Here is a 14,746-nt window from a genome sequence, read left to right on the forward strand (position 1 = left end):
AGGGAACCACGCAATGCATCGCGGAAAAGGAATGAAATTCGTCGGCGATTCCCGTGTTCCCGCGGTGAGAAAACCGAATATTCCAAAGGACTATTCGGAATATCCCGGGAAAACGGAAGTGTTTTGGCCGAACTTCCTGCTTAAGGAATGGTTGGTCGGATCGGTCTTTCTCGTCGGTTTCTTATGCTTGACGGTCGCCCATCCGTCGCCGCTTGAGCGGATCGCCGACCCGACGGACACGACGTACGTGCCGCTGCCTGACTGGTATTTCTTGTTCTTATACCAATTGCTCAAATATTCGTATGCGTCTGGTCCGTATACGGTCGTCGGCGCGATCATCATCCCAGGGTTGGCGTTCGGCGCGCTCTTGTTGGCGCCGTTTTTGGACCGCGGCCCAGAGCGCCGTCCTTGGAAGCGTCCGGTCGCGACCGGGATGATGCTGTTGGCGCTTGCGGCGATGATTTATTTGACATGGGAAGCGGTCGTCACACACGACTGGAAAAAAGCGGCTGAACAAGGGAAAATTCGGGCGGAAGTGAAAATTGACACGAACGCGGAAGGCTATAAAATCGCTCAAGCGAACACATGTACATCGTGCCACGGACAAAACTTGTCCGGCGGCGCTGGTCCGTCGCTCATCGGCACCGGCTTGAAGCCGGAAGAAATCGCGAAGATTGCCAAGGAAGGGAAAGGCAACATGCCGGCTGGCGTCTTTAAAGGAACGGATGAAGAGCTGAAAAAGCTGTCCGAATTTATTGCCGGACTGAAAGCGGAATAATCGTTTCGACACGAAAAAGCTGACTCGCGTTAGTCAGCTTTTTTCGTGCCAACATGAAACCGAGGCGAGGTGCAGATGATGGCATGGCTTTATGCGCTGTTGGCTTCCCGGCCGGTTGTTTGGCTGCTCTTGTTCGTCAACGCGGCCGGCACCATCTATGGATATTATTGGTATCGTTATCAACTTGCCGATACGCCGCCCGTCTTTTTGCCGTTTGTTCCTGACAGTCCGACGGCGAGCCTTTTTTTTCTTGTCGTCCTTGTGGCATGGCTTTTCGGCAGGTCGGCGCCGCTTTTTGAAGCGTTGGCTTTGGTGACGCTTGTGAAGTATGGAATTTGGGCGGTCGTGATGAATGTGCTCGTTTGGCGCGTTACCGGCACGCTGGATTGGGCCGGCTGGATGCTCATCGTTTCGCACGGGGCGATGGCGATCGAAGGAATGCTGTACGCCCGGTTTTATCGATTCCGCTTCCTTCACCTTATGCTGGCGGCCGTGTGGACGCTGCATAACGATATCATCGACTACGTTTTTGGCATGATGCCGCGCTATAGTGTGCTGGCTGACTACGCCAACGAAATCGGCTATTTTACGTTTTGGTTGAGCATCGCATCGATTGCCGCTGCGTATCAGCTTGGCGTCCGCCTCCGGCGCCAGCCGCTTCTGCCGGGCGGCATGTCTTTCCGGCAGGCATCAGAGTAGAGCGTGGAACACAAGGAGGAACGTTGGGCGGCAGCTTTCTATATAGATGCAACGAAGGAGTTTCACATATCCTTGACGGAAAAGCGGTTTGTCCATTTTCGACTGTCGAAGGCAAGCCACAGGCTTGCCTCCGTCACGCCTTGGCGTGACGGAAGACCGAACAACCGCCTGCCCCCCCCCCTAGACCCATATATGGGTCTGGAAGCGGCGTTGTTCGGTCCCCCGACAGTCGATCAAATACTCGGTAAAAGGTGCAAATGGCAAAGCTTCGAATTGCATCTATATAGCAGTTGCCTGGTCTACTCTTGTCCACTCCTTCATACATTGTACTAGTGGATGAGGGAGGGACGATGATGAAGCGAATCGGGCTAGCCATGTTGTTGTCGCTCGCCTTTTTATGGCCAGCGCCCATTGGCGCGGCTGGACAAACAAACGGTTGGGAGCAGTTGGACGATATTTCCGACGAGGCGCTGCAATTGGCGAAAAACGGTCGTTTTGCCGAAGCAAAAGAAGTGCTCCGCTATTTTTCCGAGCGGTTTTTCGCCCTTGGGGCAAAAGAACGGTTGAAATCGGCCGATGAATTGCGGGCGGTGACCGTGACGCACGAGCAGGCAGTCAAGGCGATGACGGCGCCGATCTCCGCGGAAGACAAAGTGGCGGCGATCACCCAGTTTCGCCTTGTTGTTGACGCCATCCATTCGACATACCAGCCGCTTTGGACGGAGATGGAGCCGGCTGTCATGGAGGCGTTTGCCGCGGTCGAAAAGGCGGCACAACAAGGCGAGCAGAAAGCGTATGCCGCTGCCCTCCGCCAGTTGCTTGACCGCTATACATTGATCGAGCCGAGTGTGAAAATCGACGTGCCGCCGGATATCGCGACAAAGGTCGATGATGATCTTGAGGCGTTGCAGGCCGCCGCGTTTTGGCAACGCGGCGAAGACGAGCAGCGCGAGCAACTCGCCGATGCGCGTCAAGATCTTGAAGCGCTGTTTGCCGGGGTGAAAAAGGACGAAGCTGATCCGTCGCTGATTTGGGTGATGATTTCCACTGGCGGAGTGATCGTGTTGACGCTGACGTACGTTGGCTGGCGGAAGTACAAAGGAGAAAAGGAAGAGAAGCGGGCGCGGCAGCCGGAAGACTAAGCACCGGCGCTTTTTGCGAGGGGGAAACGTTTCCCCCTCTTTTTTGTTTTCCCGTCGCTTTGTGCAAGCACCGCCCCGGCACTTTCAAGCGGCGCTTGCCGGGCTTGTCCCGGTTGGGCTTTCGCGCCAGCGGCTTTTCATGGTTCCAGCGGCCGCTTTTGTTCATCGAGCGTAAACCCTTCGCCGAGCACATCATGCACATCGGTGACGGCGACGAACGCATGCGGATCAACGGATATAATGACACTTTTTAAGCGCGGCAGTTCGTTTTTGGCGACGACGCAATACAAGACGTCGCGGTCGCGCTTCGTATACGAGCCGCGCCCTTTGAGCACAGTGACGCCGCGCTCCATCTCTGTCAAGATCCGGTTGGCGATCTCTTCGCTTTTTTCTGAGATGATGGTCGCCCCTTTTGCCGCATAGCCGCCTTCCTGCAGAAAATCAATGACCCGGGCGGCGATAAAGACGGCGACCAACGTATACATCGCCTCGCGGTATGACAGGTAAAGAAGAAGCGACAACGTGATGACGGTGGCGTCAAAGGCAAACATCGTTTTGCCCATGCTGATGCCTTTATATTTATGGACGAGGCGGGCGATAATATCGACGCCTCCGGTTGTGCCGCCGTAGCGGAAAATAATGCCGAGGCCGACGCCGATAAAGACGCCGGCAAACAAGGCGGCGAGCGTCATGTCATGTCGAAGCGGCATATGAATCATGTAGCGTTGAAAGATGGACAAAAAGACGGAAACGGCGACCGTGCCGATGACGGTATAGAGAAACGTCTGGCGGCCGAGCAGCTTCCAGCCGATGAAAAAGAGCGGAATGTTGAGCGCCAAGTTGGTGATCGCTGGATCCAGTCCGAACAAAAAATAAAGAAGAAGCGTAATGCCGGTAAACCCGCCTTCCGCCAAATTGTTTTGCATGTTGAAATGAACGAGCCCGAAGGCGAAAATGGCGGCGCCAAGCAAAATAAACAGGCAGTTTTTGATCTTTAGTCCAAAAATCATACCGTCCCTCCGTCCGCAAAAATAGTCGGCGCCCTTAATTATAGAGGAACTTGTCCATATAGGCAATGACGAGCGAAAACGGACGGAATTGCCAGCGGGCGAAAACATTTGTCAAATGCGCCGCTTTTCGCTAACATGAAAACAGGCGAGGTGACAAGCCATGCAGGAGAAAACGATGAAACAAATGCAACAGGAAGTGGATGACTATATCAGTCAATTCAAAGAAGGCTATTTCAGCCCGCTCGCCATGCTGGCGCGGCTGACGGAAGAGCTCGGCGAGCTGGCGCGCGAGGTGAACCATTACTACGGGGAAAAACCGAAAAAGGCGACCGAACAAGAAAAAACGGTGGAAGAAGAGCTGGGCGATTTGCTGTTTGTGCTCATTTGCTTCGCCAATTCGCTCGGCATTGATTTGCAGGCGGCGCACGACCGGGTGATGGACAAGTTTCGCACCCGCGACCGCGACCGCTGGACGCGGAAGGAGGAAGGATCATGACGATTCGCATTGTCATCGCGGGGCCGCGCGGCCGCATGGGCCGAGAAGCGGTTGCGCTCGTGCAGCAAACCGATCACTTTGAACTGGCTGCGGTCATCGACCGCCGTTACGATGGACAAAATTTAGCGGAGATCGACGGATTTTCCGGCGTCAACGCCCCGATTTACACCGATGCGGCCCGCTGTTTTGCCGAGGTGAAGCCGGATGTATTGATCGATTTGACAACGCCGGAAGCCGGAAAGCGGCACACCGAGCTGGCGCTGCGTTACGGCGTTCGTCCGGTCGTCGGCACGACTGGATTTACGCCGGAAGATATCGAGCGGCTCACCAAGCTGGCGGAAGAGAAAGAAATCGGCGCCATCATTGCGCCGAACTTTGCCGTCGGAGCGGTGTTGATGATGAAATTCGCCCGCATGGCGGCCAAATATTTCACTGATGTGGAAATCATTGAATTGCACCATGATCAAAAGCTTGACGCACCGTCCGGAACGGCGTTGAAGACGGCGCAGCTCATTGCCGAAGTGCGACCGTCGAAAAAGCAAGGCCACCCGAACGAAAAGGAAACGCTTGCTGGCGCGCGCGGCGCGGAATATGACGGCATCCCGATCCACAGCGTCCGTCTGCCGGGCTTTGTCGCTCATCAAGAAGTGATTTTCGGCGGCAACGGCCAGACGTTGACGATCCGCCACGATTCGTTCGACCGCCGCTCGTTTATGTCCGGGGTGAAGCTGGCAGTGGAAACGGTGATGCATTTACATACGCTTGTCTATGGGCTGGAGCATATTTTGGAATAGTGTGCAAACTGCGCAAACGGGGGAGAATGGAATGAAAATCGCGTTAATTGCCCATGACCAAAAAAAGGAAGAGATGGTCGCATTTGCGACCGCCTATGCGCCTGTGCTTGCCAACCATGAATTGTACGCCACCGGCACGACCGGCTTGCGCATCCAGGAGGCGACCGGTCTTCCCGTTCATCGCTTCCAATCAGGGCCGTACGGAGGCGACCAAGAAATCGGGGCGATGATCGCCCGCAATGAAATGGATCTGGTCATTTTTTTCCGCGATCCGCTCACCGCCCAGCCGCATGAGCCGGACATCAGCGCATTGATGCGGCTTTGCGACGTCTATGCCGTGCCGTTGGCGACGAACATCGGCACGGCCGAGCTGCTCATCCGCGCGTTGGAGCGCGGCGATTTGGCATGGCGCAGCATTGTGCGCGGCCAAACAAAAGGCGGGGAGGAATCGAAAACAGAAAGGTGACAGCGATGAAGGAAACGTGTGACTTGTTGGCGTTCGGCGCCCATCCGGATGATGTCGAAATCGGCATGGGAGGGACGATCGCCAAATACGTACGCCGTGGGTACCGTATTGTCATTTGCGACTTGACGCAAGCCGAGCTGTCGTCCAACGGCACGGTCGACGAGCGGCAGAGAGAGGCGGCCGAGGCGGCCCGCCGGCTCGGTGTATCCGAGCGGTTCAATCTTGGGTTGCCTGACCGCGGCCTTTACGTCGAGGAAGAGGCGATCCGCCAGATCGCAGCGGTCATCCGCCGCTATCGGCCGCGCCTTGTATTCGCCCCCTATTGGGAAGATCGACATCCGGATCACGGGCGATGCGCCCGCCTTGTCGAGGAAGCGGTCTTTTCCGCCGGCATCCGCCGCTATGGCGCCGGAGAGCTTGGCGATGCGCACCGCGTTCGGGCGGTGTATTATTATATGATCAATGCCTTTTGCCGCCCGCATTTTCTCATCGATATTAGCGAAACGATCAATGACAAGCTGGACAGCCTGCGCGCGTACGAAAGCCAGTTTCAAAAACGGCCTGGCTCGGTTGACACCCCGCTGACCAACGGCTACATCGAGATGATTGAAAGCCGCGAGCGCTGGTTCGGTCAACAAATCGGCGCGGCGTATGCGGAAGGGTTTTTGACGAAAACGCCGATTCATCTTTCCAATTTGTTTGAGGAGGAGCGATGAAGCTGAAAATCGGGATTGTTTGCTATCCGACGGTCGGGGGCTCCGGAGTGGTCGCCACTGAGCTTGGCAAGCTGCTGGCGGAGCGGGGGCATGAGATTCACTTTATCTCATCGAGCATGCCGTTTCGTTTGAATAAAGTGTACGGCAACATTTATTATCATGAAGTCAGTGTCAACCAATATTCCGTCTTTCAATACCCGCCGTACGATTTGGCATTGGCAAGCAAAATTGCTGAGGTGGCAAAGCGGGAACGGCTCGATGTGCTTCATGCCCATTACGCCGTTCCTCATGCCGTCTGTGCGGTGTTGGCGCGGCAAATGGTCGGCGAGCTGCCGATCATCACGACGCTGCACGGCACGGATATCACCGTGTTAGGCTATGACCCGTCGCTTTCCGATATGATCAAATTTGGCATCGAGCAGTCGGATATCGTTACGGCGGTGTCTGACGCCCTTGCCCGGCAGACGTATGAACTGCTCGATGTGCAAGCGACGATCCATACCGTCTACAATTTTGTCGATGAACGCGTCTACCGTCGTCGGGAAGCGGGCCATTTACGGCGCGAGTACGGCATTCGCGACGATGAACGAGTTGTGATCCATGTCTCGAATTTCCGGAAAGTGAAGCGTGTGCCTGATGTAGTGCGAGCGTTTGCCATCGTGCGCCGGCACGTGCCAGCCAAGCTCTTGCTTGTCGGCGACGGTCCGGAAATGACCGTCGTCTGCCGGCTTGTGAAAGAGCTTGGGCTGCAAGATGATGTCCGCTTTTTAGGAAAACAGGATAAACTCGAAGAGCTGTATTCGATCAGTGATGTGATGATGCTTTTGTCCGAAAAAGAAAGCTTCGGGCTCGTATTGCTTGAAGCGATGGCGTGCGGCGTTCCGTGCATCGGCACGGCCATCGGCGGGATTCCGGAAGTGATTGAGGATGGGAAAACCGGGTTTTTATGCCCGCTTGGCGATGTCAAAGAGGCAGCAAGACAGGCGATGGCGCTGTTGACAGACTGCCGGTTGCACGCTGAGATGGCAAGACAGGCGGTGCAAACGGTTGAGCGCAAGTTCCGCTCGGCCGACATCGTCGGCCAGTATGAACAGCTGTACGCTTCGCTTGCGGCAAGGAAGGTGAAACGATGAAACCGCCGTTTGAACAGGCGCTCGGCATTATCCGACAATTGAAGCGGCATGGCTATGAGGCGTATTTTGTCGGCGGCGCGGTGCGCGACTTGTTGATCGGGCGTCCAATTGGCGACGTCGATATTGCGACAAGCGCTCTGCCGGAAGAAGTGATGCGCTTGTTTCCGAAAACGATCGACGTCGGTTCGAAACACGGCACGGTCGTCGTCGTGCATGAAGGAACGGCGTACGAAGTGACGACATTCCGCACGGACGGCGATTATGAGGACCATCGCCGTCCGGAGTCGGTGACGTTCGTTCGTTCGCTTGAGGAAGACTTAAAGCGGCGCGATTTCACGATGAACGCCATCGCCATGGATGAACGCGGAACGATCATTGATCCGTTTGGCGGACAAGAGGCGATCGAGCGGCGGCTCATTTGCACGGTCGGGGCGGCGGACGAACGGTTTCGCGAAGATGCGCTCCGCATGATGCGGGCTGTTCGCTTCGTCAGCCAGCTCGGATTTGCGCTCTCTGAGGATACGAAGAGCGCGATTGTCCAAAACGCACCGCTTATGGCCCACATTTCTGTCGAACGGATGACCATGGAAATGGAAAAACTGCTCGCCGGTCCGTTCGTTGCCGAGGCGCTGCCGCTGTTGGCCGATACCGGGCTGTTCGCTTATTTGCCTGGGCTGGCCGCAAAAGTGCAGCTGCTGCGCTCGGCCGCCGCCTTTCGCTGGCCGTGGCTTACAAAGCGCGAAGAGCGCTGGGCGCTTCTTTGCCGCGCGCTTGATGTCAAAGACATCCGTCCGTTTTTGCGCGCCTGGAAGCTTCCCAACAAAGTAATCGATGAAGCTGGCGCCATTTTGGCGGCGCTCGATGATGTCCCTAGGCCGGAGGAGTGGACGAACGAACAGTTGTTTTCAGCCGGCCTCGAGCGGGCGCTATCGGTTGAAGCGGTGCGCGCCGCGCTTTGCGGCGCGCCGTCTGAACCGCATCATGAGGAGCTCCGCCGCCGCTTTGCGGCGCTGCCGATCAAAACGAAAGGGGAGCTTGCCGTCAACGGGAAAGACGTCATTCGCTGGGCTGGAAAACCGGCCGGTCCGTGGGTGAAAGAGACGCTGGATGCCATCTGGCGGGCGGTCGTCAGCAGCGAAGTCGAAAATGAGAAGGAGCGGATTTACGCATGGCTCATGGAGCGCAATCGGACACACGAAAAAAACTGTTAGAGTTGTTTGCCGAAGCGAACGGCGAGTTTTTGTCCGGGCAAAAAATCAGCGAACAGCTCGGCTGTTCGCGGGCGGCGGTATGGAAGCATATCGAGGAGCTGCGCAAAGAAGGATTTGAACTCGAAGCAGTGCGCCGCCTTGGCTACCGGATTATCAGCACGCCGGATAAAGTGACGGCCAACGAAATCCAGCTCGGCTTAAAAACGGAAAAACTTGGCCACACGATCCACTTTTTTGACGAAGTCGATTCGACGCAGCGCATTGCGGCAAGGCTCGCGTATGAAGGGGCGCCGGAAGGAACGCTCGTCGTCGCGGAAGAGCAAAAGGCCGGGCGCGGGCGTTTGGATCGGAAATGGTTTTCCCCAAAAGGGACGGGCATTTGGATGAGCCTCATTTTGCGGCCGGCCATCCCGCCGCAGCGGGCGCCGCAGCTGACGCTGCTTGCCGCGGTGGCCGTCAGCCAGGCGATTCAGGAAGTGACCGGGCTTGTCCCAGACATTAAATGGCCGAATGACATTTTGCTTGACGGCAGAAAGTGCGTCGGCATTTTAACAGAGCTGCAAGCCGACCCTGACCGCGTCCATTCGGTCATCATCGGCATCGGCATCAACGTCAACCAAACGATCGAGCAGTTTCCGGAGGATATCCGGACCATCGCGACATCGCTGGCCATTGAAAAGGGCGGGCCCGTAAAGCGCGCCCCGCTCATTCAGGAAATTTTGTTCCGGCTTGAGCGGCTGTATGAGCAATATTTGGCGCATGGCTTCCGTCCGATTAAGCTTCTTTGGGAAGGGTACGCCGTTTCGATCGGCAAGCCGGTGACAGCGAGAACGCTGAACGGCGTGATTCACGGCATCGCCCGCGGCATCACCGACGACGGGCTGCTCATCCTTGAAGATGAGCAAAAGGACATCCATTACATCCATTCTGCCGATATTCAGTTCTAATTTGCCACTAGAAAAATTGTAACAATTTTGTTAAAATACAAAGCGAGGAAAAGGGCAGTATCTTTCGCAAGAAGAACTGCACCGAGGCCGACAGCACGAATAGGTGAAGGAAATGATCTGCCTTGATCCTTTTTTGAAGGACTAGGACAGAGGGATGAACGAAACCGACGGCGGTTTTATGGCGTCCTTCTTTCTCAAGGCGGGAAAGAAGGACGTTTTGTTTCGGGCGGTTCATCTCCTCTGCAGTCAAAGAGGAGGGAACGAAAATGAAAGCGAAAACCGATTTTTTCCACATGAAGCAGGCGGGTGAGCCGATCGTGATGGTGACCGCCTACGATTTTCCGTCCGCGAAGCTTGCCGAGCAAGCCGGCGTCGACATGATTTTGGTCGGCGATTCGCTCGGCATGGTTGTGCTCGGGTATGATTCAACGATCCCGGTGACGGTCGATGATATGATCCACCATACGAAGGCGGTTCGCCGCGGTGCGCCGAACACGTTTATTGTCACCGATATGCCGTTTATGTCGTACCATGCGTCCAAAGAAGAGGCGCTGCAAAACGCCCGCCGCATCATGCAAGAGTCAGGGGCGAACGCCGTTAAAGTCGAAGGAGCGGATGAAGTCGTCGACATGATTGCCGCGCTGACGAAAGCCGGCGTGCCGGTCGTTGCCCATCTCGGGTTGACGCCGCAATCGGTCGGCGTTCTTGGCGGCTATAAAGTGCAAGGCAAAGATGCCGAAAGTGCGAAAAAGCTGCTCGATGATGCGAAACAATGCGAGCAGGCGGGAGCGATCGCCCTTGTCTTAGAGTGTGTTCCGAAGCAGCTCGGGGCGGCCATGGCCCGGGAACTCACCATTCCCGTCATCGGCATCGGCGCCGGGGCGGAAGTCGACGGCCAAGTGCTCGTGTATCACGATTTGCTTGGCTACGGTGTCACCCGCGTGCCGAAGTTTGTGAAACAATACGCGTCCATCCAAGAGACGATCGTTGAGGCGTTAGCCAACTACGTCGCTGATGTCAAACTGCGCCAGTTCCCGGAGCCGGCGCACACGTTTACGATGAAGGAAGAAGAATGGGTGGCGCTTTACGGAGGAAAGCAAGGATGATCGTGATGGATCAGATTGCAGCGATGCAGGCGCTCATGCGCCAATATCGACGTGAAGGAAAGACGATCGGGTTCGTTCCGACGATGGGCTATTTGCATGAAGGGCATACCTCCCTCATCGATCGGGCGCGCGCGGAAAACGACATCGTCGTCCTAAGCGTTTTCGTCAACCCGCTTCAGTTCGGACCGAACGAAGACTTTGCCCGTTATCCGCGCGATTTCGAGCGCGACCGGCGCATCGCCGAACAGCATGGAGTCGACGTCTTGTTCCATCCGGAAGCGGACGAGATGTATCCGGAGCCGCTTACCGTACGAGCGATCGTTCAAGCGCGCGCCGACGTGCTGTGCGGACGGTCGCGCCCCGGCCATTTTGACGGCGTGGCGACGGTGCTCATGAAGCTGTTCAACATTGTGATGCCCGACCGCGCGTACTTTGGGATGAAAGATGCCCAACAGGTGGCGGTCGTCGACGGCTTGATCCGCGATCTCAATTTTCCGATCGAGCTCGTGCCGGTGCCGACGGTCCGCGAGGCGGACGGGCTGGCGAAAAGCTCGCGCAACGTCTATTTGTCGCCGCAAGAACGGAGTGAGGCGCCGGCGCTGTATGCAGCGCTTCAAGCAGCCGCTTCCGCCGTCGAACGAGGGGAGCGGAGCGCAGCGGCCATCCGCCGGATGGTTAGAGAGCATATTGAAGCGCATACGCACGCTGAGATCGATTATGTCGAAGTATGTTCATATCCGGACTTGACGCCGCTTGAGACGCTCGCCGGGACAGTGCTGATCGCTGTCGCCGTCCGATTTGCGAGCGCCCGGTTGATCGACAATATCATGATTGAGTTGCCCAAAACCGGCGAACAAGGGGATGGAAAGGGGGAGCAAGCATGTTTCGCACGCTCATGAACGCCAAAATTCACCGCGCTCGTGTAACAGAGGCCAATCTCGATTACGTCGGCAGCATCACGATCGATGAAGATATTTTGGATGCCGTCGGCATTGTGGCGAATGAAAAAGTACAGGTAGTGAACAATCATAATGGAGCCCGTTTTGAAACATACGTCATCCCCGGTGAGCGCGGCAGCGGTGTCTTTTGCCTAAACGGCGCCGCCGCCCGCCTTGTGCAAAAAGGGGACGTTATTATCGTCATCTCATATGTGCTCGTTCCAGAGGAAAAAATCGCCGCCCATCGACCGAAAATCGCGATTATGGACGAAAACAACCGAATTGTGCAGCTCATCGCCGAAGAGCCGGCGCATACGGTTTTATGAGGGCAAAAAGGGGCTTTCCGCCCCTTTTCGTTTTGAGGTGATCGTTTATGGCAACGCGCTTTGTCATCATTGACTTGGAGACAACCGGAAATGGGCCGAAAAAAGGCGATCGGATCATCCAGCTCGGCATGGCGGTCGTCGAAGATGGCCTGATTGTCGAACGGTTTGCCAGCTTTTTTAACCCGGAACAGCCCATTCCGCTGTTCATTCAGCAGCTGACGAACATCAACGAACAGATGGTCGAAGGAGCGCCGCTGTTTGCTGACAAGGCGGGCGAGATCGCCGCCTTGATGCACGGTGCTTACTTTGTCGCCCATAACGTCGACTTTGATTTGCCGTTTTTGCAGGCCGAGCTTGAACGGGCTGGCTGGCCGCCGTTTGCCGGTCCGACGATCGATACGGTCGAGCTCGCCCGCATCGTGTTGCCGACTGCCGAAAGCTATAAGCTCGGCGATTTGGCGAGGCAGCTCGGCCTTCACCACGATCGTCCGCATCAAGCGGACAGCGATGCGGAAGTGACCGCCAAGCTGTTCATTGCCTTGCTCAAGCGGCTCTCCCGTCTGCCGCTTATGACGCTTGAGCAACTGCGCGGTCTTGCCCGCCACTTGAAAAGCGATATTTACTTGCTCCTTGATGCGGTCATCGCCAAAAAGCGGAACAAGGCGCCGGCCGACCGCGCTGTCGCCGTATACCGCGGCATTGCGTTGAAACAACCGGCGCCGGAGCCAGATGAGAGCGATCGGCGCCCCGCTTTGGCTTCGTTCGCTGCCTTTTGCGAACAGGAGCCGCCCCTTCCGCTTCCCGGCTACAAGCGGCGCGCGGGGCAGTGGGAGATGATGCGGCTCGTTTATGAGGCGCTGTCGACGTCCCAGCACGCGCTCATTGAAGCAGGGACTGGACTTGGCAAATCGCTCGCCTATTTGATTCCCGCTGCTTTTTTTGCCTGTGAGCAGCAAGAGCGGGTCGTCATCAGCACGCATACCCTCCATCTGCAGGAGCAGCTCATTCGCCGCGATTGGCCGGTATTGCGGCAAATCGCGCCGTTTCCGCTCCGCGTTGCCGTTTTGAAAGGAAAGCAAAATTACTTATCCCTTGACAAGTTCGCTTCGTTTTTGTCGGAGCCGTCTGACACGTACGATGCGGCGCTCTTGAAATGCCAGGTGCTCGTTTGGTTGCTTGAGACCGACAGCGGCGACTTGGACGAATTGAATGTGTCATCCGGCGCCCGTCTCCTATTGTCCGCGCTTGCCATCGGCGAAGAGGAAGACGGCGGGCGGCATCATTTTTTCGCCCGGGCGAAAGAGCGCTCCGAACGGGCGGATGTGGTCATTACCAACCATGCGCTTTTGCTTCATGATTTGACCGGCCCGGCGCCGCTTTTGCCGCCGTTTCGCCATCTGATCATCGATGAGGCGCATCGGCTTGAAGATGCCGCCGCCCGGTGTTTTGGCGAGCAGATTGGCTATGTGTCGTTTCGCCTGCTGACCGCCAAAATCGCGCAGACGATCGCGAAATGGCAAGAAGCAGAACAGGACGCACCGAATGGGGCTCTTGTCCGTTGCCAGCAGCGTCTTGAGGAGCTGCAGTTTGAAGGGGGCGAGCTGTTCCGCCTGTTGCGCCGCTATGCGTTGGACAAAAAGCCAGCTCGCGCTGGACGTTGCCGCTATCGCTTTTCGCCGACGGACGAACAGAGCCGGGCGTGGCAGGCGGCGGTGGAGTTATGCTGGCGCCTGCGCGATTTGGCGGCGGCGCTATCCGCTGAAGCGAAGCCGCTTCTATCCGCTGATACGAGTGGCGATTTCCCACCATCCGCCTTGCTGTCGGCTGATTTGGCGGCTCTCAACCGGCAAATGGCTGCGCTCGTGCGTTTGCTGACCGAAAAGGAGCCGGGTGTCGTCCGGTGGATCGAAGCGGACGAAAAAGGGGCGGCGAACGCTGTCCGCCTTTACTCGCAGCCGGTTGACCTTGCTGACTTTTTCGCCGATCAACTGTTTATGAAAAAACGGAGCGTCGTTTTGACGTCGGCGACGCTCACTGTCCGCGGCCGGTTCACGTATATGGCGGCGCGTCTCGGTCTTGAGGATTTTTATCCACTTTGCCGCTCGTTTCCGTCGCCGTTTCGTTACGAGGAGCAGGCCGCGCTCTTCGTGCCGGCGGACATGCCGCTCGTTTCTGCCGTGCCGCTTGAAGATTACGCCGAAGCGGTCGCCGCTTCGGTGCTTGCGATCGCCCGACGCCTCGGACGGCGGGTGCTTGTGTTGTTCCCTTCGTATGAACTGTTGAAACTGACGGTTGATGCGTTGAAGACGGAGGAAGAAGGCGAGCCGTTTGTTTTGATCGCTCAAGGGGTGCAAAGCGGCAGTCCGGCAAAGCTCTTGCGGACGTTTTTGCAGTTTGAGCATGCGGTGTTGTTTGGGACGAGCAGCTTTTGGGAAGGGGTCGATCTGCCAGGTTCAGCGCTCGATGTGCTTGTCATCGCCCGCTTGCCGTTTGCGCCCCCGGACGATCCCGTGATGGAGGCAAAAAGCGAGCGCATTCGCCTAGAAGGCGGCGATCCGTTTTCCGAGCTGGCGCTTCCTGAGGCGGTGCTTCGTTTTAAGCAAGGGTTTGGCCGCCTCATTCGCACGGAAGACGACAAAGGAGCCGTATTTGTGCTGGATCGGCGGCTTTTGGCTTCCCCGTACGGCGCGGATTTTCTCGCTTCCTTGCCGCCGCTTTCGATGCATGAAGGCGCGCTTTCTGAGCTGCTCGACAAGGCGGAAACTTGGCTTTCTTAAAGCGCGCTTTATGTTTCATAAAGATGGACGAAACGGCGCAATCTAAAGGTGTCAGGCGGCAAAAAACCCCGCATGAAGCGGGGGCAAAGAAGCAAATTGGCGTTGACGGTGTAGGCGGGCAAATTTGTTATGAAATGATCGGACAAACCTGCTATAATAGGGAAGAAGCACAACTGCGATGACAGTTTGCGCCTTGCCGTTTGGCTT

At 56.6% G+C, this 14,746-nt stretch carries 15 protein-coding genes; 14 read left to right on the forward strand and 1 reads right to left on the reverse strand.

Features of this window, described 5'->3' with window-relative positions; translation table 11 throughout:
- Positions 1 to 13 precede the first annotated feature (13 nt).
- From GZ1_RS10765 to ypjB, 3 genes are all read left to right on the forward strand, one after another.
- The gene (locus tag GZ1_RS10765) at positions 14 to 778 is read left to right on the forward strand and encodes a menaquinol-cytochrome c reductase cytochrome b/c subunit (protein WP_020755346.1); all 765 of its coding nucleotides are present in this window, start codon (positions 14 to 16) and stop codon (positions 776 to 778) included.
- Positions 779 to 856: 78 nt separating this feature from the next.
- The gene (lhaT, locus tag GZ1_RS10770; RefSeq protein ID WP_060788465.1) at positions 857 to 1,477 is read left to right on the forward strand and encodes a lipoprotein heptaprenylglyceryl N-acetyltransferase LhaT; all 621 of its coding nucleotides are present in this window, start codon (positions 857 to 859) and stop codon (positions 1,475 to 1,477) included.
- 353 nt (positions 1,478 to 1,830) lie between these two features.
- A complete protein-coding gene (ypjB, locus tag GZ1_RS10775; RefSeq protein WP_013524124.1) occupies positions 1,831 to 2,619 on the forward strand; it encodes a sporulation protein YpjB in 789 nt (262 codons plus the stop codon).
- A 137-nt stretch (positions 2,620 to 2,756) separates the two neighbouring features.
- Here the strand turns inward: ypjB and GZ1_RS10780 are convergent, their stop codons facing one another.
- Entirely contained in the window at positions 2,757 to 3,629 is an 873-nt protein-coding gene (locus GZ1_RS10780) for a YitT family protein (protein WP_011231672.1), read from the reverse strand.
- A 160-nt stretch (positions 3,630 to 3,789) separates the two neighbouring features.
- Here GZ1_RS10780 and GZ1_RS10785 point away from each other — a divergent pair, with 160 nt between their 5' ends.
- From GZ1_RS10785 to dinG, 11 genes are all read left to right on the forward strand, one after another.
- Positions 3,790 to 4,125, forward strand: a complete 336-nt coding sequence (locus GZ1_RS10785; protein WP_011231671.1) for a nucleotide pyrophosphohydrolase — start codon at positions 3,790 to 3,792, stop codon at positions 4,123 to 4,125.
- Positions 4,122 to 4,919, forward strand: a complete 798-nt coding sequence (gene dapB / locus GZ1_RS10790) for a 4-hydroxy-tetrahydrodipicolinate reductase (protein ID WP_013524123.1) — start codon at positions 4,122 to 4,124, stop codon at positions 4,917 to 4,919. Before GZ1_RS10785 ends, dapB begins: the two co-directional genes overlap by 4 nt.
- 31 nt (positions 4,920 to 4,950) lie before the next feature.
- Positions 4,951 to 5,385, forward strand: a complete 435-nt coding sequence (locus tag GZ1_RS10795) for a methylglyoxal synthase (protein WP_011231669.1) — start codon at positions 4,951 to 4,953, stop codon at positions 5,383 to 5,385.
- A 5-nt stretch (positions 5,386 to 5,390) separates the two neighbouring features.
- Positions 5,391 to 6,101: a bacillithiol biosynthesis deacetylase BshB1 gene (gene bshB1 / locus GZ1_RS10800; RefSeq protein ID WP_011231668.1), complete on the forward strand. Its 711-nt coding sequence runs from the start codon at positions 5,391 to 5,393 to the stop codon at positions 6,099 to 6,101.
- Entirely contained in the window at positions 6,098 to 7,234 is a 1,137-nt protein-coding gene (bshA, locus tag GZ1_RS10805; protein ID WP_011231667.1) for an N-acetyl-alpha-D-glucosaminyl L-malate synthase BshA, read from the forward strand. The genes bshB1 and bshA overlap by 4 nt, the downstream gene beginning before the upstream one ends.
- The gene (locus tag GZ1_RS10810) at positions 7,231 to 8,445 is read left to right on the forward strand and encodes a CCA tRNA nucleotidyltransferase (RefSeq protein ID WP_015375257.1); all 1,215 of its coding nucleotides are present in this window, start codon (positions 7,231 to 7,233) and stop codon (positions 8,443 to 8,445) included. Before bshA ends, GZ1_RS10810 begins: the two co-directional genes overlap by 4 nt.
- On the forward strand, positions 8,403 to 9,392 hold the full coding sequence (locus tag GZ1_RS10815) for a bifunctional biotin--[acetyl-CoA-carboxylase] synthetase/biotin operon repressor (protein ID WP_011231665.1): 990 nt from the start codon (positions 8,403 to 8,405) through the stop codon (positions 9,390 to 9,392). The genes GZ1_RS10810 and GZ1_RS10815 overlap by 43 nt, the downstream gene beginning before the upstream one ends.
- A 266-nt stretch (positions 9,393 to 9,658) precedes the next feature.
- Complete coding sequence (panB, locus tag GZ1_RS10825; protein ID WP_011231664.1) at positions 9,659 to 10,498, forward strand: 3-methyl-2-oxobutanoate hydroxymethyltransferase; 840 nt, start codon at positions 9,659 to 9,661, stop codon at positions 10,496 to 10,498.
- On the forward strand, positions 10,495 to 11,397 hold the full coding sequence (gene panC / locus GZ1_RS10830) for a pantoate--beta-alanine ligase (RefSeq protein ID WP_011231663.1): 903 nt from the start codon (positions 10,495 to 10,497) through the stop codon (positions 11,395 to 11,397). Before panB ends, panC begins: the two co-directional genes overlap by 4 nt.
- Positions 11,379 to 11,762 (forward strand): aspartate 1-decarboxylase, encoded by a 384-nt coding sequence (gene panD / locus GZ1_RS10835; protein ID WP_011231662.1) that lies wholly within the window; start codon positions 11,379 to 11,381, stop codon positions 11,760 to 11,762. The genes panC and panD overlap by 19 nt, the downstream gene beginning before the upstream one ends.
- Positions 11,763 to 11,809: 47 nt before the next feature.
- Positions 11,810 to 14,539: an ATP-dependent DNA helicase DinG gene (gene dinG, locus GZ1_RS10840; protein WP_060788466.1), complete on the forward strand. Its 2,730-nt coding sequence runs from the start codon at positions 11,810 to 11,812 to the stop codon at positions 14,537 to 14,539.
- Positions 14,540 to 14,746: the final 207 nt, after the last annotated feature.

It is taken from the genome of Geobacillus zalihae NBRC 101842 (assembly GCF_001544135.1).
GTDB classification, from domain to species: domain Bacteria; phylum Bacillota; class Bacilli; order Bacillales; family Anoxybacillaceae; genus Geobacillus; species Geobacillus zalihae.

What these genes read in the sequence shown, in the direction of transcription:
- GZ1_RS10765 (WP_020755346.1), top strand. Translation starts at nt 14, where the DNA reads ATGCATCGCGGAAAAGGAATGAAATTCGTCGGCGATTCCCGTGTTCCC.
- lhaT (WP_060788465.1), top strand. Translation starts at nt 857, where the DNA reads ATGGCATGGCTTTATGCGCTGTTGGCTTCCCGGCCGGTTGTTTGGCTG.
- ypjB (WP_013524124.1), top strand. Translation starts at nt 1,831, where the DNA reads ATGAAGCGAATCGGGCTAGCCATGTTGTTGTCGCTCGCCTTTTTATGG.
- GZ1_RS10780 (WP_011231672.1), bottom strand. Translation starts at nt 3,629, where the DNA reads ATGATTTTTGGACTAAAGATCAAAAACTGCCTGTTTATTTTGCTTGGC.
- GZ1_RS10785 (WP_011231671.1), top strand. Translation starts at nt 3,790, where the DNA reads ATGCAGGAGAAAACGATGAAACAAATGCAACAGGAAGTGGATGACTAT.
- dapB (WP_013524123.1), top strand. Translation starts at nt 4,122, where the DNA reads ATGACGATTCGCATTGTCATCGCGGGGCCGCGCGGCCGCATGGGCCGA.
- GZ1_RS10795 (WP_011231669.1), top strand. Translation starts at nt 4,951, where the DNA reads ATGAAAATCGCGTTAATTGCCCATGACCAAAAAAAGGAAGAGATGGTC.
- bshB1 (WP_011231668.1), top strand. Translation starts at nt 5,391, where the DNA reads ATGAAGGAAACGTGTGACTTGTTGGCGTTCGGCGCCCATCCGGATGAT.
- bshA (WP_011231667.1), top strand. Translation starts at nt 6,098, where the DNA reads ATGAAGCTGAAAATCGGGATTGTTTGCTATCCGACGGTCGGGGGCTCC.
- GZ1_RS10810 (WP_015375257.1), top strand. Translation starts at nt 7,231, where the DNA reads ATGAAACCGCCGTTTGAACAGGCGCTCGGCATTATCCGACAATTGAAG.
- GZ1_RS10815 (WP_011231665.1), top strand. Translation starts at nt 8,403, where the DNA reads ATGGCTCATGGAGCGCAATCGGACACACGAAAAAAACTGTTAGAGTTG.
- panB (WP_011231664.1), top strand. Translation starts at nt 9,659, where the DNA reads ATGAAAGCGAAAACCGATTTTTTCCACATGAAGCAGGCGGGTGAGCCG.
- panC (WP_011231663.1), top strand. Translation starts at nt 10,495, where the DNA reads ATGATCGTGATGGATCAGATTGCAGCGATGCAGGCGCTCATGCGCCAA.
- panD (WP_011231662.1), top strand. Translation starts at nt 11,379, where the DNA reads ATGTTTCGCACGCTCATGAACGCCAAAATTCACCGCGCTCGTGTAACA.
- dinG (WP_060788466.1), top strand. Translation starts at nt 11,810, where the DNA reads ATGGCAACGCGCTTTGTCATCATTGACTTGGAGACAACCGGAAATGGG.